Origin of the sequence: Microvirga lenta (genome assembly GCF_020532555.1) — a bacterium.
Taxonomy (GTDB): Bacteria; Pseudomonadota; Alphaproteobacteria; order Rhizobiales; family Beijerinckiaceae; genus Microvirga; species Microvirga lenta.
Map to the genome: position 1 here is coordinate 190795 of NZ_JAJBBR010000007.1, position 23514 is coordinate 214308.

Consider the following 23514-nt stretch of genomic DNA (forward strand, 5'->3'; position numbering starts at 1 on the left):
ACAACCTTAACAATTGGTACACAATGTTACTACGTTTCAAAAAGGAGAGCTGCCTATGTGCTATGCATGTCTCGCTAGAAGCGAAGTAACTTCCTGGGCAAGCTTTGGGCACGATGCTGGATCGATGTCGCAAGCAGGTGGGGTCTGGGCAGAGAATTCGCAGTCTGACCATGGCCCCGGGCAGGATATCGCCTATGCCGCGAGCATGGCCGCGGGAGCTCCCTTTTTCAGCACCGTTTTTAACTGGGTCGAGACCCAGTACAACAAAGTGTATGATTGGGTTTCCAACAACGTTTCTGCAGCTCCCCTTGGATTGTTCTCAATGCTTGAGTCCATGTATCCAGGTGGAAGATCCGGTGTTGTCCAGTACCATACCCCTACAGGGCTCGATAATGATGTGCTTGCACTCTTCTCCGGCTCGCAATGGGGTACCAACATTATTCGGTACAGCTTCCCGGATTCTCGATCGGACTATCAATCGGTCAATCCGAGCGCTTCAACAGGGTACAAGCCATTGCACTTCAATACGGAGCAGGCTGTTCGGCATGCTCTGGAGGGGTGGAGCCCCTATAGCGGTGGGCCTAGAATGGGCATTACCTCCGTCGAAGGTGTAACCAATTTGTGGTTCGACTACGCGGGTCGCAACCAAGCGGAGATCCAGGTTTCCGGTTTCAATCCTAGCAGCGTCATCAACCGGAGCCATGCATTCTACCCGGGCGTGCCGAGCTTTAGTGGTGACACGTGGCTTGAGTTCGACAGTGGTCTGCCGGGTTCCTACAAGCACTTCATTACGATGCATGAGCTCGGGCATGCCCTGGGTTTGAAGCACCCTCATGAATCCGGCGGTCGGGTTCCCAAGATGAGTGCCGCGCACGACTCCCCCGAATATACAGTCATGTCGTACAAGAGCTTCTCAGACAAGCCGCAGACCTTCATGCAGTACGACGTTGCGGCGCTCCAGGCGATGTACGGCGCCGACTTTGCCGAGAACAGCGGGAACACGGTCTATAGTTGGTCTCCGAACAGCTCCGAGACCTTCGTCAACGGCTACGGGCAAGGCACGGGTTTCATCAACAAGATCTTCCTTACGATCTGGGATGGTGGCGGTACTGATACTTACGACTTCTCGGCCTATTCCGAGGGGGCTCTCATCGATTTGACGCCTGGAGGCAACTCGCGCTTCTCTACAGAGCAGCTCGCCCGTAAGAATAGCAGTGGCTATGCAAAAGGTAACGTCTACAACGCGCTGCTGTACAAGGACGATCCACGATCTCTGATCGAAAATGCTTTTGGCGGGGCCGGCAGCGATAAGATCAAGGGGAACAATGCCGCCAACCTCCTCAAGGGCAATAATGGCGCCGATCAACTGTATGGCTTCTATGGCAACGATACTCTACAGGGCGGTGCCGGCGACGATACTCTGACAGGCGGTACAGGTTCGGATTATCTCGACGGAGGCGCAGGAAGCGACACGATCAACTATTCCGACGCGACAGCTTCGATAGTCGTTCACTTAGAAACACAGCAAATGTCTGGCAGTACGGCGTCTGGTGATCGGTTCAGCGGAATCGAGAATGTGTTCGCGGGCACGGGGAACGACTTCCTGTACGGTGATGCAGGTGCCAACATCCTCAATGGTCACTATGGCAACGACTACCTCACTGGTGGCGCCGGGGGTGACATGCTGTATGGGGGTGAAGGCGATGATATGCTGATGGTCACAGGAGATTTTGCTCACCTGACCGGCGGAGGAGGCAACGATCTGTTCCGCGTTCTCCCGGGTGCTAGGGGGCTGATCTGGGACTTTAGCGCCGGCGCCGGGATCCAGGACCAGGTCCAGATCAACAGGAGCGTCTTTGCAGATTACAACGACTTACGCGCCGCAGCGGTCCAGAGCGGTAACGATGTGGTCATTACCAAGGGAACCTTCAGACTCGATTTCATGAACCTGAGTCTATCGGCCCTTCACAGCGATGACTTCGCTTTCATCTAGTTGACCTGACGCCAGTCCAAGACCGCTGCGCATTCCAAGTGCGCAGCGGTCTTCATTTATGGGATTTTACTGGCATGTCTGACACGCAGTCAGGACAGGACGCATCCTTTTGAGGATGCGGCCCCTGAGAGCAGCCTGACTATAAGGCTCGAACTTCGACTATCGGCTCCAACCCATTCCTTGCTTGAGCCCGCTCACGCCGCCTCTTCGTCGTTCGTTCCGAGGCGCTTGTCGAGGTACTGACCGACGGCGGCCATGAGTTCGTCGACCTTGCCGTCGAAGAAGTGGTTGGCGCCTTCCACCACCGCGTGCTCGAGCTTGACGCCCTTCTGGGTCTTCACCTTCTCGATGACGCTGACCACGTCCTTGACCGGGGCGACGCGATCTTCCGAGCCGTGGACGAAGAGGCCGGAGGACGGGCAGGGGGCCAGGAACGAGAAATCGTAGCGGTTCGCCATGGCGGCAATCGAGATGAAGCCCTCGATCTCCGGGCGGCGCATGAGGAGCTGCATGCCGATCCAAGCCCCGAAGGACACGCCGGCGATCCAGCAGGCGCGGGCGTCGGGGTTGATGGACTGCACCCAGTCGAGGGCGGCGGCCGCATCGGAAAGCTCTCCCTGGCCGTGGTCGAAGGCCCCCTGGCTGCGGCCGACGCCGCGGAAGTTGAAGCGCAGGACCGAAAAGCCCCGGTTCACGAAGTCGTAGTAGAGATTATAGACGATCTGGTTGTTCATCGTGCCGCCGAATTGCGGGTGCGGATGCAGCACGATGGCGATCGGGGCCCCTTTCTGCTTGGCAGGCTGGTAGCGTCCCTCGATGCGGCCAGCGGGACCCATAAAGACGACTTCAGGCATGAAGCGAACCTCTTCTCGACCTCTCCTTGGGAGAGGGAAACCCGAACGCCTTGACTTTCGGCCCCGGATCTCTCAAAAAATAGACTTTAGAATTATTCTAAAGTCGTCCATGTCGGGGCGCAGACGGCCGGAATGGCCCGTTCGGCGCGGTACGACGTTATGTGGTTGTGGTGCTTTAACACGGCAACCCAGGTCGATTGCAAGGATTTCGTGAGGCTTAGGCGAGGGATATGGCGGCAGCCCAACGCACGTACCTGGATTACAACGCAACATCGCCCCTGCGGCCCGAGGTTGCGGCTGTGATGGTGCGCGCGCTGCAACTGCCCGGGAACGCCTCCTCGGTCCATGCGGAGGGCCGCGCCGCGCGGGCGGAGATCGAGGATGCCCGGCAGAAGGTCGCAAGGTTCGTCGGCGCCAAGGCCAAGAACGTGATCTTCACCAGCGGCGGCACGGAAGCCGCCAACATGGTGCTGAGCCCGTCCCTGCGCCGGCTTGGCCAGCCCGACGCGACCCTGCTCTTCGTCGGGGCGACGGAGCACCCCTGCGTGCTCAACGGCCACCGTTTTCCGGCCGATGTCGTCGAGACCGTCCCGGTGGACGGGCAGGGAATCGTCGATCTGGCCTGGCTCAAGGCTCGCCTCGAGCAGGCGAGCGAGGAGCGGGTCCTCGTGTCGATCCTGCTCGCCAACAACGAAACCGGCGCCCTGCAGCCGGTTGCGGAGGTGGCGCGTCTCGTTCACGCCCACGGCGGGCTCGTCCACACGGACGCGGTCCAGGCGGCGGGCAAGGTTCCGGTCGATATGGCCACGCTCGGTGTCGATGTCCTGACGCTCTCGGCTCACAAGATCGGTGGACCGAAGGGAATCGGAGCCGTGGTGCTCGCCTCCGACCAGATCGAGATCGCCGACCGGCTGATCCGGGGCGGCGGGCAGGAGAAGGGATACCGGGCGGGCACGGAGAATATCGCCGCCATCGCCGGTTTCGGCGCCGCGGCGGAAGCCGCCCTGGCCGGGCTGGACGAAGAGGCCGCCCGCCTGCGCGGGCTGCGGGACGAGGCCGAGGCGCATCTGCGCCGGGTCGTGCCGGATGCCGTTGTCATCGGATCCGAAGCTGAGCGGTTGCCTAATACCTTCGCCTTTGCCATACCCGGCCTGAAGGCTGAGACGGCCCTCATTGCCTTCGATCTCGAAGGAATCGCCCTTTCCTCCGGTTCGGCCTGTTCGTCCGGGAAGGTGAGGCGGTCGCATGTGCTCGACGCCATGGGGGTCGAGCCGACCCTCGCCGAGGGAGCCATGCGTGTCAGTTTGGGGTGGAAGACCACAAAAGAAGACGTAATCCGCTTCGCGGAGACGTGCGAAAAGGTGGTCGGCATCCTATATAAGCGGAAGGCAAGTGCGGCCTGATCGGCCACGCTTGCATTTCCATGTCATCAACCCGCGGCCCTTGAAGCCGTGAGCGGTGGGAGAGACAGATGCCTGCAGTGCAGGAGACCATCGATCAGGTTCGATCGATCGACGTCGACCAATATAAGTACGGCTTCGAGACCGAAGTCGAGATGGAGAAGGCGCCGAAGGGCCTCTCCGAGGACGTGATCCGTTTCATCTCGGCCAAGAAGGGCGAGCCCGAATGGATGCTCCAGTGGCGCCTCGACGCCTATAAGCGTTGGCTCACCATGCGGGAGCCGAACTGGGCACGCGTGTCGTACGACAAGATCGACTACAACGACATCTATTACTATGCCGCGCCGAAGAACAACCCGGCGCCGAAATCCCTCGACGAGGTGGATCCGGAGATTCTCAAGACCTACGAGAAGCTCGGCATTCCCCTGCGCGAGCAGGAGATCCTGGCCGGCGTGGAGCCGCAGAACCGGGTTGCCGTGGACGCGGTGTTCGACTCGGTCTCCGTCGCCACGACCTTCAAGGAGGAACTGGCGAAGGCCGGCGTGATCTTCATGCCGATCTCCGAGGCGATCCGGGAATATCCGGACCTCGTGCGCCAGTATCTGGGTTCGGTCGTGCCGGTGACGGACAACTACTTCGCGACCCTGAACTCGGCCGTCTTCACCGACGGATCCTTCGTCTACATCCCGCCGGGCGTCCGCTGCCCGATGGAGCTGTCGACCTATTTCCGCATCAACGAGAAGAACACCGGCCAGTTCGAGCGCACGCTCATCATCGCGGACAAGGGTTCCTATGTTTCGTATCTCGAGGGCTGCACGGCCCCGAAGCGGGACGAGAACCAGCTCCACGCGGCGGTGGTCGAGCTCGTGGCGCTCGACGATGCCGAGATCAAGTACTCGACGGTGCAGAACTGGTATCCGGGCGACGCCCAGGGCCGGGGCGGCATCTACAACTTCGTGACGAAGCGCGGCGATTGCCGCGGGCGCAACTCGGTCATCACCTGGACTCAGGTCGAGACCGGCTCCGCCATCACCTGGAAGTACCCGTCCTGCATCCTGCGCGGCGACAATTCCCGCGGCGAGTTCTACTCGATCGCGGTGTCGAACGGCATGCAGCAGGTGGATTCCGGCACGAAGATGATCCATCTCGGCAAGAACACCACCAGCCGGATCATCTCGAAGGGCATCGCGGCGGGCAAGTCGGACAATACCTATCGCGGCCTCGTCTCGGCGCACCGCAAGGCGACCGGCGCCCGCAACTTCACGAACTGCGACTCGCTCCTGATCGGCAACCAGTGCGGCGCACACACCGTCCCGTACATCGAGTCGAAGAACGCCAGCGCGGTGTTCGAGCACGAGGCGACGACGTCGAAGATCTCGGAAGATCAGATGTTCTACTGCCAGCAGCGCGGCCTCTCGGAAGAGGAGGCGACGGCGCTGATCGTGAACGGCTTCGTGAAGGACGTGCTGCAGCAGCTCCCCATGGAGTTCGCCGTGGAGGCTCAGAAGCTGATCTCGATCTCGCTCGAAGGCTCGGTCGGGTAACGGACAAGCGTCATCCCGGCCGCAGCGCAGCGAAGAGCCGGGATCGCGAAAGCCAGTTCAATTCGGATAACGATCCCGGATCGGCCCGAGGCCGTCCGGGATGACGTGGATGGAATTCTACAATGCTCGAAATCAAAAACCTTGTTGTCCAGATCGAGGACAAGCGCATTCTCAACGGGCTGAACCTCACCGTGAACAACGGCGAGATCGCCGCCATCATGGGCCCGAACGGCTCCGGCAAGTCCACGCTCTCCTATGTGATTGCCGGCAAGGAGGACTATGAGGTTCTCGACGGCGAGATCCTGCTCGACGGCCAGAACGTGCTGGAGATGGAGCCCGACGAGCGCGCCGCCGCCGGCATCTTCCTGGCCTTCCAGTACCCGCTGGAAATCCCCGGTGTCGCGTCGATGACCTTCCTGAAGGCGGCTCTGAACGCCCAGCGCAAGGCCCGCGGCGAGGAGGAGCTGACCACGCCGGACTTCATCAAGCGCGTGAACGCCGCCGCCCAGCAGCTCGAGATCCCGAAGGACATGCTCAAGCGCGCCCTCAATGTCGGCTTCTCCGGCGGTGAGAAGAAGCGCATGGAGATCCTGCAGATGGCTCTGCTCCAGCCGACCTTCTGCATCCTGGACGAGACCGATTCCGGCCTCGACATCGACGCGCTGCGCATCGTCTCCGAGGGCGTGAACGCGCTCCGCTCGCCGGACCGCTCGTTCCTGGTCATCACCCATTACCAGCGCCTGCTGAACCACATCGTGCCCGACACCGTGCACGTGATGTCGTCCGGCCGCATCGTGAAGTCCGGCGGCAAGGAACTCGCCCTCGAACTCGAGGCGAACGGCTATGCCGATTACCGGACAAGCGAGGCCGCATAACATGGCCGACGTCACTCTCATGAAAACGCCGGCGGAAACCGCGCTGGCGCAGGCCTACGAGTCCGCGAAGGCCATATTGCCGGGCAATGTGGAATCGCGCGCCGAGGCTTTCGAGCTCTTCACCAGGAGCGGTCTTCCGCACCGCCGGGTCGAGGAGTTCAAGTACACGGACCTGCGCGCCCTCATGCGGGAGGCCGCCCCCTTCGCCGGCACGCCCACGGCCAGCGAGGCCAAGGCCGCGCTGCAGAGCGCGAAAGCTCTTGCCGGCGTGGAGGCCCTGCAGGTGCCTTTCGTCAACGGCCACTTCGTGCGCGACGCGGTCGATTTCGGCAGCCTGCCGGAAGGTGTCGAGATCGTGCCCCTCGCCGAGGCGCTCGCATCCGGCCATGACTGGCTCGCCCGCTTGAGCCCCGTGGCCTGGGCGCGGCAGAACCCGGTCTATCAGCTCAACACCGCCTTCATGGCGGATGGCGTGATGCTGCGCGTGACGGGGCAGGTCGAGACGCCGGTGCATCTGCGCTTCGTCACCGCGGGCAACTCGGCCGTTGCCACGGCCACCCGCGTGCTCGTGCTCGTGGAGGAGGGCGCCTCCGTCACGCTGCTCGAAAGCCACGAGAGCCCGAACGGCGCCAACCACCAGCCCAACGACGTGATCGAGATGGTTGCGGGCGACCGCTCCAATGTCCGCCACGTGCGCCTCAACGCCGAGGGCGACGGGGCGCTGGCGCTCTCGACCCTGACCCTCAAGGTCGGGGCCGAGGCCGAGTTCTTCAGCATCAATGTGGTGGCCGGCGCAGCAACCTCCCGCCATCAGGTCTTTGCGATCCTCGACGGCGAGAACACCAAGGCGCGCATCAACGGCATGACCATGGTCAAGGGCGGCCAGCACGCGGATTCGACCCTCGTGGTCGAGCATGCGGCGCCGAACTGCGAAAGCCGCGAGCTGTTCAAGACGGTGATCGACGGCGAGGCCACGGGCGTGTTCCAGGGCAAGATCATCGTTCCGCATCATGCCCAGAAGACCGACGGGCGCATGATGTCGGCAGCCGTCCTTCTCTCGGAGGGCGGCACGATGAACAACAAGCCGGAGCTGGAAATCTTCGCCGACGACGTGCAGTGCGCCCACGGCGCCACCTGCGGTCAGCTCGACGAGGACCTGCTGTTCTACCTCATGGCCCGCGGGATCCCACGCAAGGAAGCCGAGAGCCTGATGGTCCAGGCCTTCCTCGGCGAGGCGGTCGAGTTCGTCGAGCACGAAGGCGTCCACGACGCCCTCGTCTCGGTGGTCGAGGGCTGGCTGCGGGCCAGGGCCTGATCTCCCTTCCCCTCGCGGGGAGGGTGGCTTGAGTGAGCGTGAGCGAACGGAAGTCGGGCGGGGGCTAGGCAGGATCGGGCGCTTCGTGTGCCTCCTGCACCGCCCCCACCCCCAACCCCTCCACGCAAGGCGGAGGGGAAAGAGGCAGTTATGAACGCACCTTTCGCGCCCTATGACGTCGAGGCGGTTCGGGCGGAATTTCCGATCCTGAGCCAGCAGGTCTACGGCAAGCCGCTGGTCTATCTCGACAACGCCGCCTCGGCTCAGAAGCCGCGGGTGGTGATCGACGCCATGGTGCGGACCATGGAGACGGGCTACGCCAACGTCCATCGCGGCCTGCACTACATGGCCAACATGGCGACAGAGGGCTTCGAGCGCGCGCGCGAGACGGCCCGGGCGTTCCTGAACGCCGAATCCGTGGACGAGATCGTCTTCACGAAGTCGGCGACGGAGGCCTACAACCTCGTCGCCAGCTCCTTCGGGCGCATGGAGATCGGGGAGGGGGACGAGATCATCCTCTCCATCATGGAGCACCACTCCAACATCGTGCCCTGGCACCTCCTGCGCGAGCGCAAGGGAGCCGTCATCCGCTGGGCGCCTGTGGACGACGAGGGCAATTTCCTTCTCGACGAGTTCGAGAAGCTGCTGTCGCCCCGCACCAAGATCGTCGCCATCACCCACATGTCGAACGTGCTCGGCACGGTGACGCCGATCAAGGACATCATCCGCATCGCCCATGCCCATGGGGTGCCGGTGCTGGTGGACGGAGCCCAGGGAGCGGTGCACCTCGAGGTGGACGTGCGCGACCTCGACGCCGATTTCTATGTGTTCACCGGTCACAAGGTCTACGGGCCGACCGGCATCGGCGTTCTCTACGGCAAGCGCGAGCTTCTGGCGAAGATGCCCCCCTATCAGGGCGGCGGCGAGATGATCCGCGAGGTCCGCCAGGAAACGATCACCTACAACGATCCGCCGCACCGTTTCGAGGCGGGCACGCCCGCCATCATCGAGGCGATCGGCCTCGATGCGGCCCTGACCTTCATGATGAAGCTTGGCCGGGAGAACATCCAGGCGCATGAGGCCGCCCTGTCGGCTTATGCCCATGAGCGGCTCGGCGCCATGAACTCCGTGCGGATCATCGGCCGGGCCAAGGGCAAGGGCGCCATCATCGCCTTCGAGATGAAGGGCGCTCATGCCCATGACGTGGCGACCGTCATCGACCGCCAGGGCGTCGCCGTCCGGGCAGGAACCCATTGCGCCATGCCGCTGCTCGAGCGTTTCGGCGCAACCTCGACCTGCCGCGCGTCGTTCGGCCTCTACAACACCATGGAAGAAGTCGATAAACTCGCCGACGCCTTGCAGAAGGCCGAGGCCCTGTTTGCTTGAGGAAGAGACCTGTGAACGCTGCCAATCCGATCGACGATGCGCCGAACGCGCCGCAGGTTTCGCCAGGCTCGGCGATTCCGCCCGAAGAGCTCGACCGCATGACGGACGACATCATCGCGGCGCTGAAATCCGTCTACGATCCGGAAATCCCGGCCGATATCTATGAGCTCGGCCTGATCTACCGGGTCGATATCGACGACGACCGCAACGTGACCATCGACATGACCCTCACGGCTCCGGGCTGCCCGGTGGCCGGCGAGATGCCGGGCTGGGTCGAGAACGCGGTGGCCTCGGTGCCGGGCGTCCAGAACGTCAAGGTGAACATGGTCTTCGATCCGCCGTGGGATCAGAGCCGCATGTCCGACGAGGCTCGGGTCGCGCTCGACATGTGGTAAGCTTGGCGGGTCCGAAGACGCCGCTTCGGATGTCTGGAGACCCGACCATGGATACCACGCCCGACCAGACCCTCCGGGTCCGCTGCTGCATCGCCGGCGGCGGCCCCGCCGGAATGATGCTGGGGTTTCTCCTCGCCCGCGCCGGGATCGAGGTTCTCGTCCTCGAAAAGCATGCCGACTTTCTCAGGGATTTTCGCGGCGACACGATTCATCCCTCGACCCTCGAGGTCATGAGCGAGCTGGGTCTCCTGGACGAGTTCCTGAAGCTCCCGCACCAGGAGGCGCGGCAGGCCACGATGACGATCGGAGACACTCCGATCAAGCTGGCCGATTTTTCCCATCTGCCGACCCGCTGCAAGTTCATCGCCCTCATGCCGCAGTGGGATTTCCTCGATTTCCTGGCCGATCAGGGGCGGAAATATCCGCATTTCCATCTTCGCATGCAGGCCGAAGTGACCGATCTGATCGAGGACGGCGGCAGGGTCGCGGGCGTCAGGGTCGACACGCCCGAGGGGCCGCTGGAGGTGCGGGCGGATCTGGTGGTCGGCGCCGACGGGCGGCGGTCCATCGTCAGGGACAAGGCGGGCTTGACCGTCGAGAACATCGGCGCGCCCATGGACGTGCTGTGGATGCGCATTCCCCGCGCGCCGAGCGATCCGGATCAGCTGCAAGGCCGTATCGGGGCGGGGCAGATGCTGATCCTGATCGACCGCGGCGCCTATTGGCAGTGCGCCTACGTCATTCCCAAGGGCTCCCTGGACAAGGTTCGCGAGAAGGGGCTCGAAGCCTTTCGCGCAAGTCTTGCCAAGCTTGCGCCCTTCCTGGGGGAAAGGGTGCGGGAGCTGCAGGACTGGGACGACATCAAGCTCCTGACCGTCGCCGTGGACCGTCTCGAACGCTGGTCGAAGCCAGGCCTTCTCTGCATCGGCGATGCGGCCCATGCCATGTCTCCCATCGCAGGCGTCGGCATCAACCTTGCGATCCAGGATGCCGTTGCCGCGGCGAACATCCTGTCGGGACCCTTGGCGAAGGGGGCTCCGGAGCCGGAGCGGCTGGAGGCGGTTCAGAGGCGCCGGGACTTTCCAACCCGCATGACCCAACGCGTGCAGGTGCTGCTTCAGAACCGCCTGATCAGCCGGGTCCTGGCGGGCACGGGGCCCATCGCGCCGCCCTGGCTCATGCGGGCCGTCTCCCGCTGGCCGCTGCTGCAGCGCCTTCCGGCCCGGATGATCGGAATGGGCTTCCGGCCGGAGCATGTGCGTTAGGCTCCGCGGTTCCGGCCTCCTACGGACCGAAAAAGCGCGGGGCATCGACCGAATGCCGATGGATTTCGGCCTCAAATCTCGACGTCCGGCCTTCGATCTCCTATCTTAGGAGCAACCCACTCGTTCTGCCCGGGCCTTGAACCCGGCTGTCAGGAGAGAAATTTTATGGCTCTACCCGGATTCAAGGTCGTCACCTTGACCGATGCGGCGGCAAGCCGCGTCAAGGACATCATCGCCAAGGCCGAGCGGCCCATCGTCGGCGTCCGCGTCGGCGTGAAGAACGGCGGCTGCGCCGGCATGTCCTACACCATGGAATATGCCGAGAGCGTGAACCCCATGGACGAAGTGGTCGAGGACAAGGGCGTCACCGTCCTGATCGACCCCAAGGCGGTGCTCTTCCTGCTCGGCACGGAAATGGACTTCCAGACGACCAAGATGTCGTCCCAGTTCGTGTTCAACAATCCGAACCAGACCTCGGCCTGCGGTTGCGGGGAATCGGTTGCGATCACGCCCGCCACACCCCAGGCGCATCAAACCTCCCCCTAATCCATGGACGCGGAAGCCATAGGCGATGTGTTCCGTGTCTTCGGGCCTGTTCGGATCCGCAGGATGTTCGGAGGGCAGGGGGTCTATCGGGGCGAGCTCATGTTCGCCCTGGAGGCCTACGGCGAACTGTACCTGAAGGCCGATTCCGAGAGCGCGGAGCTGTTCCGCAACCTGGGTTCCCGCCCGTTCACCTATACGGGGCGCGATGGCCGGACCGCTACGATGAGCTACTGGCTCATGCCCGAATCCGCCCTCGACGATCCGGACGAGGCTGCCGAGTTGGCGCGCCTGGCCTTCGAGGCTGCTCTCCGGGCCAAGGCCGCAGGCAGCAAAAAGGGCGGCAAAGCATCGCCGCCCCGAAAATCCCCGAAGCCCGCTTAGCCGGGACGGTTACTTCGCCTTCTTGATCGGAGTCGGCCGCAGCAGGAAGGCCGGCACATGGTCGCCCAGCCCGACCACGGGAGCATCGTTGTCGTGGTCGTGACGGGAGCGGCCTTGGGGAGACCTGGCGGGCCTGTTCTCCCGCTCGGGCCTCGGCGCGCGCGGGGCCTGCTCCTGGCGAGGCTGCTCCTGGCGAGACTGCTCCTGGCGAGACTGCGGCGCAGCTTCCTCCTGTCTCTCCGGCCGCCGCTCCTCGCGGCCCTCCGATTGCGAGCGCCGTCCGCCCTTGCGCCCGCGGGTGGAGCGTTCCTCGTTCCGGACGCGGCGGCGCGACGGGCGCTCGCCCGAAGACGGCATCTCCGCCAGGCTGGGACCTTCCCATTCGATCGGTTGGCCGATCAGCTTCTCGATGGCTGTCAGGGACTTCTCGTCTCCCGGACCCACGAGGGTGAAGGAGTAGCCGGTTCGACCCGCACGGCCCGTCCGGCCGATCCGGTGGACATAATCCTCCGCGTGGTGGGGGATGTCGTAGTTGAACACGTGGCTCACGGCCGGGATGTCGAGGCCGCGGGCGGCCACGTCGCTGGCGACGAGGATCGGCATCTCGCCGGTCCGGAAGCTGTCGAGGGCCGCCATGCGGGCGTGCTGGTCCATGTCCCCATGGAGCGCGGCGGCCGCAAAGCCATGCTTCTGGAGCGAGCGGTGGAGCACCGCCACGTCACGCTTGCGGTTGCAGAACACGATGGCGTTCTTCAGGTCCGTGGCTCCGCGGATGAGGCCGCGCAGCGTCTCGCGCTTCTCGTAATCCTCGGACCCGGTCGCGACGAGGCGCTGGGTGATCGTGGCGGCGGTCGAGGCTGCCCTGGCGACTTCGACCTTGACCGGGTTGTGCAGGAAGGCGTCGGCGAGCCGCTGGATCTCGGGCGGCATGGTCGCCGAGAAGAACAGCGTCTGGCGGGTGAAGGGCACGAGCTTCACGATTCGCTCGATATCCGGGATGAAGCCCATGTCGAGCATCCGGTCGGCCTCGTCGATCACGAGGAGCTCGACGCCGCTCAAGAGGAGCTTGCCGCGCTCGAAATGGTCGAGCAGGCGGCCGGGCGTGGCGATCAGAACGTCCACGCCGCGCGTGATCTTGGCATCCTGGTCGCCGAAGGAGACGCCGCCGATGAGCAGGGCCACCGACAGGCGGTGATTGATCCCGTACTTGTCGAAGTTGTCCTGGACCTGGGCCGCGAGCTCGCGGGTCGGCTCGAGGATGAGGGTGCGGGGCATGCGCGCCCGCGCCCGGCCGGTCTCGAGCAGGGTCAGCATGGGAAGGGTGAAGGCCGCTGTCTTGCCCGTGCCAGTCTGGGCAATGCCCAGAACGTCCCTGCGCGCGAGCACGTGCGGGATCGCCTGCGCCTGAATGGGGGTCGGCTCCGTGTAGCCCGAGGCTTCCACGGCCTGTTGTACTTTATCGCTAAGTCCGAGTTCGGCGAACGACATGAATGGTATTACCGTTGAGGGCTGGTCGCGCTCTCAGTGCCGGCCGCTCGATACGGCAACAAACAGGCGCAAGACTGGTTTCACCTGAGACGTCTACTCAAGTTGATGTGTGGCGGGACCATAGGACAAGCGTCAGGCTTGTCAATCCAAGGAAAACACTTGATGGTCGAAACACTTGTCATGATCCCGGGGCTCGCGACGACCGCTCGGCTCTATGAACCGCAAATCTCCGCGATCGGTCCGGACCGCGAAATCATCGTGGCGGATCACACCCAGGACGATTCCATCCCTGCCATCGCGGCCCGGTTGCTGCGGAATGCTCCCGAGCGGTTCGCCTTGGCCGGGCTCTCCATGGGCGGCTACGTGGCCCTGGAGGTCCTGCGGCAGGCGCCGGGGCGGGTGGAGCGGCTGGCCCTGCTGGACACGAGCGCCCGGCCCGATACCCCCGAGGCCAGCGATGATCGCGAACGGCTGATTGCCCTGGCGAAGGCGGGACGATTCGACGACATCGCCGCAAAGCTCTGGCCCCGCCTCGTTCATCCCCAGCGGCAGTCGGACCCGGAATTGAGGGCCGTTGTCGTCGACATGATGAGGGAGACGGGAGCCGAATCCTTCATCCGGCAGCAGAGGGCGATCATGGCGCGGGCCGATTCGCGGCCGATGCTCCCGGGCATCGAGATCCCGACCCTGGTCCTGGTGGGGGAGGCGGACGCCATCACGCCGCCGGCGATCGCGAGGGAGATGGCCGAGATGATCGAGTGGGCCTCCCTGGTCGTCGTGGCCGATGCCGGGCACCTCGCGAATCTCGAGAGGCCCGACGAGGTGAATCGGGCGCTGCGGCTATGGCTGGAGCTCGATTGACCGAGCCCACTCTCCGGAATTTTTCCCTGATTGGATAAGATGGTCAATCAACGGTTAGCGGGAGGGGGACATATTAATTCTCCCGCAATTCCTTCGCTATCCCACGACAGTAATTGAGCTATTTCCGGTCCGGCTCGCGGAGGGCAGGGCGATTTCGTGTCGCGAAACCTGACGTTACGATATGATTCAAAGGTCCACCATCCACAGCGTGGCGCTTCCCTTAGGGTATGTTGCACAAAAGTGACAGACCTGCCCGGTGGTCTCGGCTATTAGCGTAGCCGGATCCCACGAAACGAACGGACCAAAACAGTGAAAAAGATTCTCCTCTCTTCGGTTGCTTTCCTCGGCCTCACCGCTGGCGCGATGGCTGCTGACCTTCCGTCCCGCGTTGCTCCGCTCCCGGTCATCGCTCCCGTTCCGGTGTTCACCTGGACCGGCTTCTACGTCGGCGTGAACGCTGGCTACGGCTGGAGCACCAATGACAGCGGCTACTACGTCGACCCGACCACCGACCTCATCGTCCGCGGCGGTTCGGATGAGGGTGGCTTCGTCGGCGGCGCTCAGGTCGGCTACAACTACCAGATCGGCAACTTCGTTCTCGGCGTCGAGACGGACATCCAGTACGCCGACATCGGCGGCCGTGACCGCGGCGCCTTCGACGGCATCGCTTTCCGCGACAGCTCGGACGGCAACTGGTTCGGCACCGTGCGCGCTCGCGCTGGTGTGGCCTTCGACCGCGCCCTCATCTACGTGACCGGCGGTCTCGCCTACGGTGACGTTGCTCGCGGCAACAGCTTCTATGTCGACGCCGACGGCGACTTCATCTACGGCTCCAGCGACGACGTGAACACCGGCTGGACCCTCGGCGGTGGTGTCGAGTACGCCTTCACGAACAACCTGACCGCCAAGGTCGAAGGTCTGTACGTGAACCTCGACACCTCGAACGACGATTTCGGCTTCTATGCCGACCGCAACAACGCCGAGTTCGGCGTGGTTCGCGCCGGCCTGAACTTCAAGTTCGGCACCTACTAAGATCTTTCGCTTCGGCGAAAAGGAAGGCCCGGGGAAACCCGGGCCTTTTTGTTTGGCCAATCTCCTGGAGCATGGTGCTCCCGTGAGGGGCCGGTCCTTACTCGACGATGGTCACGACCTTGCGGGTCTGCGGGTCGACGAGGACCACGTTGTCGTCGTGCACGAAGTAGCGGTAGCCCTTCACGGTCGGAATATCGGCCACGATCGTGTCCGGAACGGTTTGCAGCTCAACGGATTCGGGCACGGTCCAGCCCACCGAGACCTCCTCCTTCACCGTGACCGGGCTCGACGTGCTCAGCCGCTCGCGGATGATGGTGCGCTTCTCGGGAGCGATGGTGATCGAGCCGGTGGTGGACGGCGAGGTGGTCGTCGTCGTGGTCGTCACCGAGGTTTGCGCATTGGCCGGAGCGACGGCCAGCAGGCCGATGGTCGCGGCAGCAGCAACGAGTAGCGATTTCATCGTCAGACCTCCTTGATTCCTGACCCAGGCGCCGTGCCGGGTCATCGCAGTCCAACTAACTCAATATGATTATAAGCCGTTCCAGCTTGGCCTTTGCATCCGGGATCCGCTGCCGCCAACCCCTTCCAAACAAACAAAAAACCGGAGCCCTTTCGGGCTCCGGCGGAGGAAGACTGCATCACCGCAGTCGGGAGGAAGTCGGCTTCCTGCTCAGCAGGAATAGTACATCTGGAACTCGACCGGGTGCGGGGTCATCTCGAAACGGGCGACCTCGGTCATCTTCAGCTCGATGTAGCTGTCGATGAAGTCGTCGTTGAAGACGCCGCCGGCCTTCAGGAAGGCCCGGTCCTTGTCGAGGCTGGCGAGCGCTTCGCGCAGCGAGCCGCAGACGGTCGGGATCTTCTTCAGTTCGCGCGGAGGCAGATCGTAGAGATCCTTGTCCATCGCTTGGCCGGGATCGATCTTGTTCAGGATGCCGTCGAGACCGGCCATCAGCATCGCCGCGAAGGCGAGATAGGGGTTGGCGGTCGGATCGGGGAAGCGAACCTCGACGCGCTTGGCCTTCGGCGAGGTCGTCCACGGGATACGGCAGGAAGCGGAGCGGTTGCGGGCCGAGTAGGCCAGCAGAACCGGGGCCTCATAGCCGGGAACGAGGCGCTTGTAGGAGTTCGTCGACGGGTTGGTGAAGGCGTTCAGGGCCTTGGCGTGCTTGATGATGCCGCCGATGTACCACAGGCACTCCTGCGAGAGGTCGGCATACTTGTTGCCGGCGAACATGGGCTTGCCGTCCTTCCAGATCGACTGGTGGACGTGCATGCCCGAGCCGTTGTCGCCATAGACCGGCTTCGGCATGAAAGTCGCCGTCTTTCCATAGGATTGCGCGACGTTGTGGATGCAGTACTTGTAGATCTGCATCTCGTCGGCGGTCTTCACGAGGGTGTTGAACTTCGTGCCGAGCTCGTGCTGGGCGGAGGCCACCTCGTGGTGGTGCTTCTCGACCGTCACGCCCATGGCCGCCATGGCCGCCAGCATCTCGCCGCGCATGTCCTGGGCCGAATCGAGCGGCGGAACCGGGAAGTAGCCGGCCTTGGTCTGGATGCGGTGGCCGAGATTGCCGCCTTCATAGGCGGTGTCGCCGTTGGTCGGCAGCTCGGCGGCGTCCAGCTTGAAGCCCGTGTTGTACGGGTCGGCCATGAACTTCACGTCGTCGAAGATGAAGAACTCGGCCTCAGGGCCGACGAAGACGGTGTCGCCGATGCCGGTCGAGCGCAGGAAGGCCTCGGCCTTCTTGGCGATGCCGCGCGGGTCGCGCTCGTAGGGCTCGCCCGTGGCCGGTTCGAGAATGTCGCAGACGATGGAGAGGGTCGAAGCCGCGAAGAAGGGGTCGACCTGGGCCGTCGTCGGATCGGGCATGAGAACCATGTCGGATTCGTTGATCGCCTTCCAGCCGGCAATCGACGAGCCGTCGAACATCACGCCGTCGGCAAACAGGTCCTCGTCGACCATGGACACGTCGAACGTGACGTGCTGCCACTTGCCGCGCGGATCCGTGAACCGGAAATCGACATACTTGATGTCGTTGTCTTTGATCGCCTTCAGCACATCCTTGGCGGTCTGCATGGTCTTATGGTCCTCTTCTGGCCTTTAAGAATTGTCCTCGGCGTGGAGCCTTGGTCCGGTCGGGCAAGCTCAGATCGCGTCTGATCCGGTCTCGCCAGTTCTGATGCGAACGGCTTCCTCGATCGTCGAAACGAAGATCTTGCCGTCGCCGATGCGTCCCGTCTGGGCCGCCTTGCGGATCGCCTCGATGGCGCTCTCGACCATGTCGTCGCCCAGGACGATTTCGAGCTTCACCTTCGGCAGGAAGTCCACGACGTACTCGGCACCGCGGTAGAGCTCGGTGTGGCCCTTCTGGCGCCCGAAACCCTTTGCCTCGATGACGGTGATGCCCTGGAGACCGACCTCCTGAAGAGCTTCTTTGACTTCATCGAGCTTGAAAGGCTTGATGATGGCTTCAATTTTCTTCATCCGGATGAACCGCTTCATTTCGAGGTTTGCCGCTTTTAGCACCACCAGGAGGCGCCTTCCATGCCCTCATCGTTCCAAAGTGGGCAGTTCTGCCGCTCGGGAAGGCATGGCGTGATTAAAGTTTGTGCAGTTGCATCTTTCCCGATCTTCGCCCCTCCAACCTTGGCTGAATCCGCATCGTGCCTGCCCCTGAGCTCGTTCTGACTCCTCACGAAATGCGGCAGGCCGATGCTGCGACCATCGCCGCCGGCACGTCCGGACTCGAGCTGATGAGGCGGGCAGGCCTCGCCGTCGCGAATGGGGCTGAACAGATGGTGGCCGAAGGCGGCCGGATCATCGTCGCGGCCGGTCCCGGCCAGAACGGCGGCGACGGGTTCATCGCGGCGGCGGCTCTGGCCGAGCGTGGATATCGTGTGTCCCTGATCCTGCTCGGCGAAATGCACGTGCTCAAAGGGGATGCGGCGGAAGCGGCGCGGGAATGGAAGGGCGAGGTTCTGCCCGCCGACGGCGCCTCCCTCGGCGATGCCGATCTCATCATCGATGCTCTGTTCGGCACCGGCCTCACCCGGGATCTCGAAGGGCAGGCCCGCAAATTCGTCGAACGGATCGACATGGCCGGGAGGCCTGTCCTGGCCGTCGATCTTCCATCCGGTCTGGACGGCGGGACGGGGGAGGTCCGTGGGGCTGTGGTCAAGGCGACGCGGACGGTGACGTTCGCCGCGCGCAAGCCGTGCCATCTGCTGATGCCCGGACGGCTCTACAGCGGTGCCGTCAAGGTGGCGGATATCGGCATTCCAAGGGAAACCCTCGCTACATGCGGAGGGCGCCTGTTCGCCAACGGTCCGGCCCTCTGGAGCAGTCTTCTGCCGAGGCCGGGGCTCGCCTCGCACAAGTACGACCGGGGCCATACCCTCGTCGCCTCGGGAGGGGCGACCCGAACGGGGGCCGCCCGGCTTGCCGCCAAGGCAGCCTTGCGGATCGGCTCCGGCCTCGTCACGGTCGCGTCGCCTCCGGAGGCGCTGGGGGTGAATGCGGCGCATCTCACGGCCGTCATGCTGCGGGGCTGCGACGGCCCGGAAGGGCTGCACGGTATCCTGAAGGACCAGCGGTTCAACGCACTGGTCCTAGGGCCCGCTCTCGGGGTGCATGCTGGGACCCGGGCCATGGTGGCCGTTGCCGTTCAGGCGCAGCGCAGTCTCGTTCTCGATGCGGATGCCCTCACGTCCTTCGAGGGAATGGCCTCCGAACTGCACCAAGCCTTTCGCTACGCGCCGACCGTGCTGACTCCGCACGAGGGCGAGTTCAAGCGCCTCTTCAAGGACCATCCGGACCTGCTTGATCCGCCGTCCAAAATCGAGCGGGCGCGGAGAGCCGCGGTCTATACCGGAGCGGTCGTGCTCCTGAAGGGGCCCGATACCGTCATCGCCGCACCGGACGGCCGGGCGGCGATCAACGAGAACGGCACGCCTTACCTGGGAACGGCGGGATCCGGCGATACCCTATGCGGCATCATCGCCGGGCTCATGGCCCAGGGCCTGCCCGCCTTCGAGGCCGCCTGTGCCGGAACATGGATTCATGCCGAGGCGGGCGCCGGCTTCGGGCCGGGCCTCATCGCCGAGGATCTGGCCGATCTCCTGCCGGGCGTCCTGCGCCGGCTGCTCACGTAACTTCGATCCAGGTCCAAAGGCCCTGGTCGAACCGCTCCATGACCGTGGAGGCCAGCAGCCACTTTCCGGGGTTGTCGGCCACGAAGGCGATGCGAATGGTGCGGTTCTCCGGCACCTGCACGGTATCGAGGAAATAAGGCTCCCAGCCGTCGTCGAGGGGGTGAAGCAGCCGGAAGACATGGCCGTGGAGATGCATCGGCTGCACGAAACGGGTCTGGTTGGTGAGGGCCAGCACGACGGGGGTGCCGCGCTTCACCCGGAGCAGCGGGGGCGCAGAGGCATCTCCCGTCGCGCCGTTGAGGGTCCAGGCCGTTCCGGCTTGGCTTGGCGAGGCCGCAATGGCGATGTCCTTGCGGGCGGCGTCCTGAAGCCGGATCTGCTGCGGAAGCTTTGGGTTGGGCGCCAGGGGAGCGACGGCCGGAAGGGCCGGTCGCTTCTTGTCCGTGCCCCCGATCTCCACCAGCGGAAACCCGTTGCCGATGAGAGCCATGACTGTGCCGCCTGCCCCCGGCTCGGCGGGCAGATCGACCAGGACGTCGTAGCGGGTGCCGGGAGGAAAGGGCAGGGACGCCTTGAGGGGTTCGAACGTATCGGTCGGCTGGCCATCCACCGCGATGACGGTGGTCCTGATGCCGTCGAAGCGCAGGCGCATGGCGCGCGCGTTGCAGGCATTGGCGAGGCGAAGCCGCACCCGCCCGCCCTGCGGCCCTTCGACCCGGTGGGGTGTCGCCCTGCCGTTGATCGAGAGGAAGTTTCCGAGGCGGCCCGCCGGATTCTGCTCTCCGTCGAAGGCGGCGAGAGTGCCGTCCTCGTTCAGGCTCCAATCGTCCACGAGGATGGCGAAGTCGCCATCGACCGTCGGTGGGGTCTCCTCCTCGACGACGAGAATGCCGGAAAGGCCGCGCTCCAGGGGCTCGGCGCTTCCGCCGAGAATGCACGGGCGGATGAGGAAGGTGCCCGCGTCGGGAGGGGTGAACCGGTACTCGAGGCGGCCGCCCGGCGGCACCGGTTCCTGGGTCAGGCCGCCGACGCCGTCCATGGCATTCGGGCCGCGAACCCCCTGAAAATGAAGGGATAACGGTTTCGGCGTCTCGTTCCGAAGGGCAAGACGCAACTCCGCTCCGTGCTTGAGACGGAAAACAGGGCTCAGCACCCCGTCGAAGGACCAGGTCTCAGCCTGCGCGGATGCGTCGGGGCGCAGCTTCTGGGTTTGGGGCCTTGCTGTCAGGTTCAGACCGTCCTCGGCCTGGGCGCCGGGTGTGGCCGCCTGCCCTGCGGAAGGCTGGGCCGCCGCTCCTCGCGTCAGGCTGACGAGGGACGTGGCGAGACCGGCGACGGCGGCGCGGCGAGTGATCATCGGAAACTCGATCCAGAGAGGAGGGCGGGAGCCGGATTACAGGGGTCAACGCCAATGGCCAAGGTCGGTTGCTTTCCCACGGAGAACACGAACTTTTTTGATGCACGGGCCGCTGACCGTGTTATAGAGCCGCGTCCGGACGAGGGGCGCGTGCACCGCGCCGCCTCCCGCGCGGGCGTGGCGGAATTGGTAGACGCACTGGATTTAGGTTCCAGCGGCGAAAGTCGTGGGGGTTCGAGTCCCTCCGCCCGCACCAATCCGCTGAGATTGGTATCCGGATGGCTCCTTCGGCCTGGTTGACGGCTTAGTGTCGCATCGGCCGGAGCCTGGGACATAGATTCTTTCGAGGAATGAAGGCGAATAATACCATGCAGGTGACGGAAACACTGTCCCAAGGCTTGAAGCGAGAATTCAAGGTCGTGCTGCCCGCAACCGAGCTGGAGCAGCGCCTGAACAGCGAGCTGGCGACCCTCAAGGATCGCGTTCGCATCAATGGTTTCCGCCCGGGCAAGGTGCCCGTGGGACACCTGCGCCGGGTCTATGGCCGTTCCGTGATGGGCGATGTCGTCCAGAACGCCGTCAACGAGGCGAATCGCAAGATCGTCGAGGACAACAGCCTCAAGCTGGCCTTCGAGCCGCAGATCAAGTTCCCGGAGAGCCAGGACGAGATCGAGAAGGCGATGGACGCCAAGGGCGATCTGGCCTTCACGGTCGCTCTCGAGGTCCTGCCGACCTTCGAGCTGGCCGACATCTCCGACGTCGAGGTCAAGAAGCCGGTGGTCGAGGTCACGGACGCCGAGATCAACGAGTCGCTCGAGCGCATGGCCAAGCAGAACCGCTCCTTCGAGCCGAAGCAGGGTAAGGCCGACAACGGCGACCGCGTCGTGGTCGATTTCGTGGGCCGCATCGACGGCACCGAATTCGAGGGCGGCAAGGGCGAGGACATCCGGGTCGAGCTCGGCTCCAACACCTTCATCCCCGGCTTCGAGGACCAGCTGGTCGGCCTCCAGGCGGGCGACACCAAGCTCGTGAAGGTCACCTTCCCGGCGAACTACCTTGCGCCCCATCTGGCCGGCAAGGACGCCGAGTTCGACGTGACCGTGAAGGAGGTCGAGGCTCCCGGCGAGCTGAAGATCGACGATGAGCTGGCCAAGGGCTTCGGCATGGAGTCCCTGGACAAGCTCAAGGACGCGATCCGCGACGCCATCAAGCGCGATTTCGACGCCCAGTCCCGCCGCAAGGTGAAGAAGGAGCTCCTGGACGCGCTCGACGCCAAGTACAGCTTCGAGCTGCCCCCGAGCCTCGTGGAGCAGGAATTCGCCGCGGTCTGGTCCCAGGTCGAGGCGGACATGAAGTCCAACAACCGTACCTTCGCCGACGAGGACACGACGGAGGAGGAGGCCCGGGCCGAGTACCGCAAGATCGCCGAGCGTCGCGTGCGCCTCGGGTTGGTCCTTGCACAGATCGGCGAGAAGTCCGATATCAAGATCTCCGACGATGAGGTCACCCAGGCTCTCATCGAGCGGGTCCGCCAGTATCCCGGCCAGGAGAAGCAGGTTTGGGAGTTCTACCAGAAGAACCCGCAAGCTCTGGCTGAAATCCGGGCGCCTCTCTTCGAGGAGAAGGTCGTCGACCAGATCCTGTCCCAGGTGAAGGTGGTCGACGAGCCCGTCACCAAGGAGGCGCTTTTCGGCGACGACGACGGCGAGGAAGCTGCTTCCGAGTCGGAGACGTCCTCGAAGGGCGGAAAGAAGGCTGGCAAGAGCGAGTAACGCCCTTTCAAGCGTCTCGCCGCTAGCATCATCATTACGGCCGCGCGTCCGCGCGGCCGGACTTTTGGAGCAGTGAGACGATGAGAGATCCGGTCGCCCTCTTTAACAATACGCTCGTCCCGATGGTGGTCGAGCAGTCGAATCGCGGCGAGCGCGCGTTCGACATCTATTCGCGCCTCCTGCGCGAACGGATTATCTTCCTCACCGGGCCGGTCGAAGACTATTCGGCCTCGCTGATCGTGGCGCAGCTCCTGTTCCTCGAGGCGGAGAACCCGAAGAAGGAAATTTCCTTCTATATCAACTCGCCCGGCGGCGTCGTGACCTCGGGCCTGTCGATCTACGACACGATGCAGTTCATCCGCTGCCCGGTTTCGACCCTCTGCGTCGGCCAGGCGGCATCGATGGGTTCGCTGCTTCTGGCCGCCGGCGAGGCGGGCCAGCGCTTTGCCCTTTCGAATGCCCGAATCATGGTTCACCAGCCGTCCGGCGGATACCAGGGGCAGGTGACCGACATCATGATCCACGCGCGCGAGAGCGAAGCCCTCAAGCGCCGCCTCAACGAGATCTACGTGCGGCATACGGGTCAGGATATCGATACCGTCGAGCAGGCCCTGGAGCGCGACAAGTTCATGACCGCGGATGCGGCCAAGGAATTCGGTCTCATCGACCAGGTCCTCATGAAGCGTCCCGAGGCGGCCGCTCCTGCCACCCCGACGGCCTAATCCCTAAAACCTGGGGACAAATTCCTCCCGGATGCGTCTTTTTGGCGTGCGGCCGCGTTTCTATTGATCGCACGCCCTTCGCGTGTTTGCATGCGGATTCGGGAGGCGAGATAATTTTGGTGGCTCAAATTCTTGGCGCTGGAACCTTTCATTAGCTCCGGCGCTCATAAACT

21 protein-coding genes and 1 tRNA gene are annotated in these 23514 nt (G+C 63.9%); 16 read left to right on the forward strand and 6 right to left on the reverse strand.

From position 1 onward, the window contains the following. Positions 1 to 124 precede the first annotated feature (124 nt). Positions 125 to 1993: a M10 family metallopeptidase gene (locus LGR44_RS12275; protein WP_226740869.1), complete on the forward strand. Its 1869-nt coding sequence runs from the start codon at positions 125 to 127 to the stop codon at positions 1991 to 1993. Between the two features lie 194 nt (positions 1994 to 2187). Here the strand turns inward: LGR44_RS12275 and LGR44_RS12280 are convergent, their stop codons facing one another. Further along, the gene (locus tag LGR44_RS12280) at positions 2188 to 2847 is read right to left on the reverse strand and encodes an alpha/beta hydrolase (protein ID WP_226740871.1); all 660 of its coding nucleotides are present in this window, start codon (positions 2845 to 2847) and stop codon (positions 2188 to 2190) included. Between the two features lie 230 nt (positions 2848 to 3077). Here LGR44_RS12280 and LGR44_RS12285 point away from each other — a divergent pair, with 230 nt between their 5' ends. The 9 genes from LGR44_RS12285 to LGR44_RS12325 all read left to right on the forward strand — a co-directional run bounded on the left by LGR44_RS12285 (position 3078) and on the right by LGR44_RS12325 (position 11954). Next, positions 3078 to 4250, forward strand: coding sequence for a cysteine desulfurase family protein (locus tag LGR44_RS12285; RefSeq protein WP_226740873.1), 1173 nt, complete (start codon positions 3078 to 3080; stop codon positions 4248 to 4250). Between the two features lie 68 nt (positions 4251 to 4318). Then, positions 4319 to 5791, forward strand: coding sequence for a Fe-S cluster assembly protein SufB (sufB, locus tag LGR44_RS12290; RefSeq protein WP_226740875.1), 1473 nt, complete (start codon positions 4319 to 4321; stop codon positions 5789 to 5791). A 122-nt stretch (positions 5792 to 5913) separates the two neighbouring features. Next, positions 5914 to 6666, forward strand: coding sequence for a Fe-S cluster assembly ATPase SufC (gene sufC / locus LGR44_RS12295; protein WP_226740877.1), 753 nt, complete (start codon positions 5914 to 5916; stop codon positions 6664 to 6666). A gap of 1 nt (position 6667) precedes the next feature. Further along, on the forward strand, positions 6668 to 7981 hold the full coding sequence (gene sufD, locus LGR44_RS12300; RefSeq protein ID WP_226740879.1) for a Fe-S cluster assembly protein SufD: 1314 nt from the start codon (positions 6668 to 6670) through the stop codon (positions 7979 to 7981). 150 nt (positions 7982 to 8131) lie between these two features. Then, a complete protein-coding gene (locus LGR44_RS12305) occupies positions 8132 to 9367 on the forward strand; it encodes a cysteine desulfurase (RefSeq protein WP_226740881.1) in 1236 nt (411 codons plus the stop codon). A 98-nt stretch (positions 9368 to 9465) separates the two neighbouring features. Further along, positions 9466 to 9762 carry an SUF system Fe-S cluster assembly protein gene (locus LGR44_RS12310; protein ID WP_226741080.1) on the forward strand — a complete coding sequence of 99 codons (297 nt, stop codon included), beginning with the start codon at positions 9466 to 9468 and terminating at the stop codon, positions 9760 to 9762. A gap of 47 nt (positions 9763 to 9809) precedes the next feature. Continuing rightward, positions 9810 to 11027 (forward strand): FAD-dependent oxidoreductase, encoded by a 1218-nt coding sequence (locus tag LGR44_RS12315; RefSeq protein ID WP_226740883.1) that lies wholly within the window; start codon positions 9810 to 9812, stop codon positions 11025 to 11027. Positions 11028 to 11192: 165 nt separating this feature from the next. Further along, entirely contained in the window at positions 11193 to 11573 is a 381-nt protein-coding gene (gene sufA, locus LGR44_RS12320; protein WP_226740886.1) for a Fe-S cluster assembly scaffold SufA, read from the forward strand. A gap of 3 nt (positions 11574 to 11576) precedes the next feature. Next, complete coding sequence (locus tag LGR44_RS12325; protein ID WP_226740890.1) at positions 11577 to 11954, forward strand: TfoX/Sxy family protein; 378 nt, start codon at positions 11577 to 11579, stop codon at positions 11952 to 11954. A 9-nt stretch (positions 11955 to 11963) separates the two neighbouring features. Here the strand turns inward: LGR44_RS12325 and LGR44_RS12330 are convergent, their stop codons facing one another. Beyond that, positions 11964 to 13442, reverse strand: a complete 1479-nt coding sequence (locus LGR44_RS12330) for a DEAD/DEAH box helicase (protein WP_226740893.1) — start codon at positions 13440 to 13442, stop codon at positions 11964 to 11966. A 162-nt stretch (positions 13443 to 13604) separates the two neighbouring features. On the opposite strand from LGR44_RS12330, the gene LGR44_RS12335 reads away from it, so the two are divergent. Both LGR44_RS12335 and LGR44_RS12340 read left to right on the forward strand, forming a co-directional pair. Beyond that, positions 13605 to 14303 carry an alpha/beta fold hydrolase gene (locus LGR44_RS12335; protein WP_226740896.1) on the forward strand — a complete coding sequence of 233 codons (699 nt, stop codon included), beginning with the start codon at positions 13605 to 13607 and terminating at the stop codon, positions 14301 to 14303. 363 nt (positions 14304 to 14666) lie between these two features. Beyond that, positions 14667 to 15335 carry an outer membrane protein gene (locus LGR44_RS12340; protein WP_226740899.1) on the forward strand — a complete coding sequence of 223 codons (669 nt, stop codon included), beginning with the start codon at positions 14667 to 14669 and terminating at the stop codon, positions 15333 to 15335. Positions 15336 to 15432: 97 nt separating this feature from the next. Here the strand turns inward: LGR44_RS12340 and LGR44_RS12345 are convergent, their stop codons facing one another. The 3 genes from LGR44_RS12345 to LGR44_RS12355 all read right to left on the reverse strand — a co-directional run bounded on the left by LGR44_RS12345 (position 15433) and on the right by LGR44_RS12355 (position 17823). Continuing rightward, complete coding sequence (locus LGR44_RS12345; RefSeq protein WP_226740902.1) at positions 15433 to 15795, reverse strand: DUF1236 domain-containing protein; 363 nt, start codon at positions 15793 to 15795, stop codon at positions 15433 to 15435. A 210-nt stretch (positions 15796 to 16005) separates the two neighbouring features. Further along, complete coding sequence (glnA, locus tag LGR44_RS12350) at positions 16006 to 17415, reverse strand: type I glutamate--ammonia ligase (RefSeq protein ID WP_226740905.1); 1410 nt, start codon at positions 17413 to 17415, stop codon at positions 16006 to 16008. A gap of 69 nt (positions 17416 to 17484) precedes the next feature. Beyond that, positions 17485 to 17823, reverse strand: a complete 339-nt coding sequence (locus LGR44_RS12355; protein WP_226740907.1) for a P-II family nitrogen regulator — start codon at positions 17821 to 17823, stop codon at positions 17485 to 17487. A 179-nt stretch (positions 17824 to 18002) separates the two neighbouring features. On the opposite strand from LGR44_RS12355, the gene LGR44_RS12360 reads away from it, so the two are divergent. Then, the gene (locus tag LGR44_RS12360; protein WP_226740909.1) at positions 18003 to 19490 is read left to right on the forward strand and encodes an NAD(P)H-hydrate dehydratase; all 1488 of its coding nucleotides are present in this window, start codon (positions 18003 to 18005) and stop codon (positions 19488 to 19490) included. Here the strand turns inward: LGR44_RS12360 and LGR44_RS12365 are convergent. Continuing rightward, the gene (locus LGR44_RS12365) at positions 19483 to 20847 is read right to left on the reverse strand and encodes a multicopper oxidase family protein (RefSeq protein WP_226740911.1); all 1365 of its coding nucleotides are present in this window, start codon (positions 20845 to 20847) and stop codon (positions 19483 to 19485) included. The two genes, LGR44_RS12360 and LGR44_RS12365, sit on opposite strands and share 8 nt — an antisense overlap. A gap of 171 nt (positions 20848 to 21018) precedes the next feature. On the opposite strand from LGR44_RS12365, the gene LGR44_RS12370 reads away from it, so the two are divergent. The 3 genes from LGR44_RS12370 to LGR44_RS12380 all read left to right on the forward strand — a co-directional run bounded on the left by LGR44_RS12370 (position 21019) and on the right by LGR44_RS12380 (position 23341). Then, positions 21019 to 21103 (forward strand) — tRNA-Leu (locus LGR44_RS12370). 112 nt (positions 21104 to 21215) lie between these two features. Next, a complete protein-coding gene (gene tig / locus LGR44_RS12375; protein WP_226741081.1) occupies positions 21216 to 22619 on the forward strand; it encodes a trigger factor in 1404 nt (467 codons plus the stop codon). 80 nt (positions 22620 to 22699) lie between these two features. Beyond that, positions 22700 to 23341 (forward strand): ATP-dependent Clp protease proteolytic subunit, encoded by a 642-nt coding sequence (locus LGR44_RS12380; protein ID WP_226740913.1) that lies wholly within the window; start codon positions 22700 to 22702, stop codon positions 23339 to 23341. The last annotated feature ends 173 nt before the right edge of the window (positions 23342 to 23514 follow it).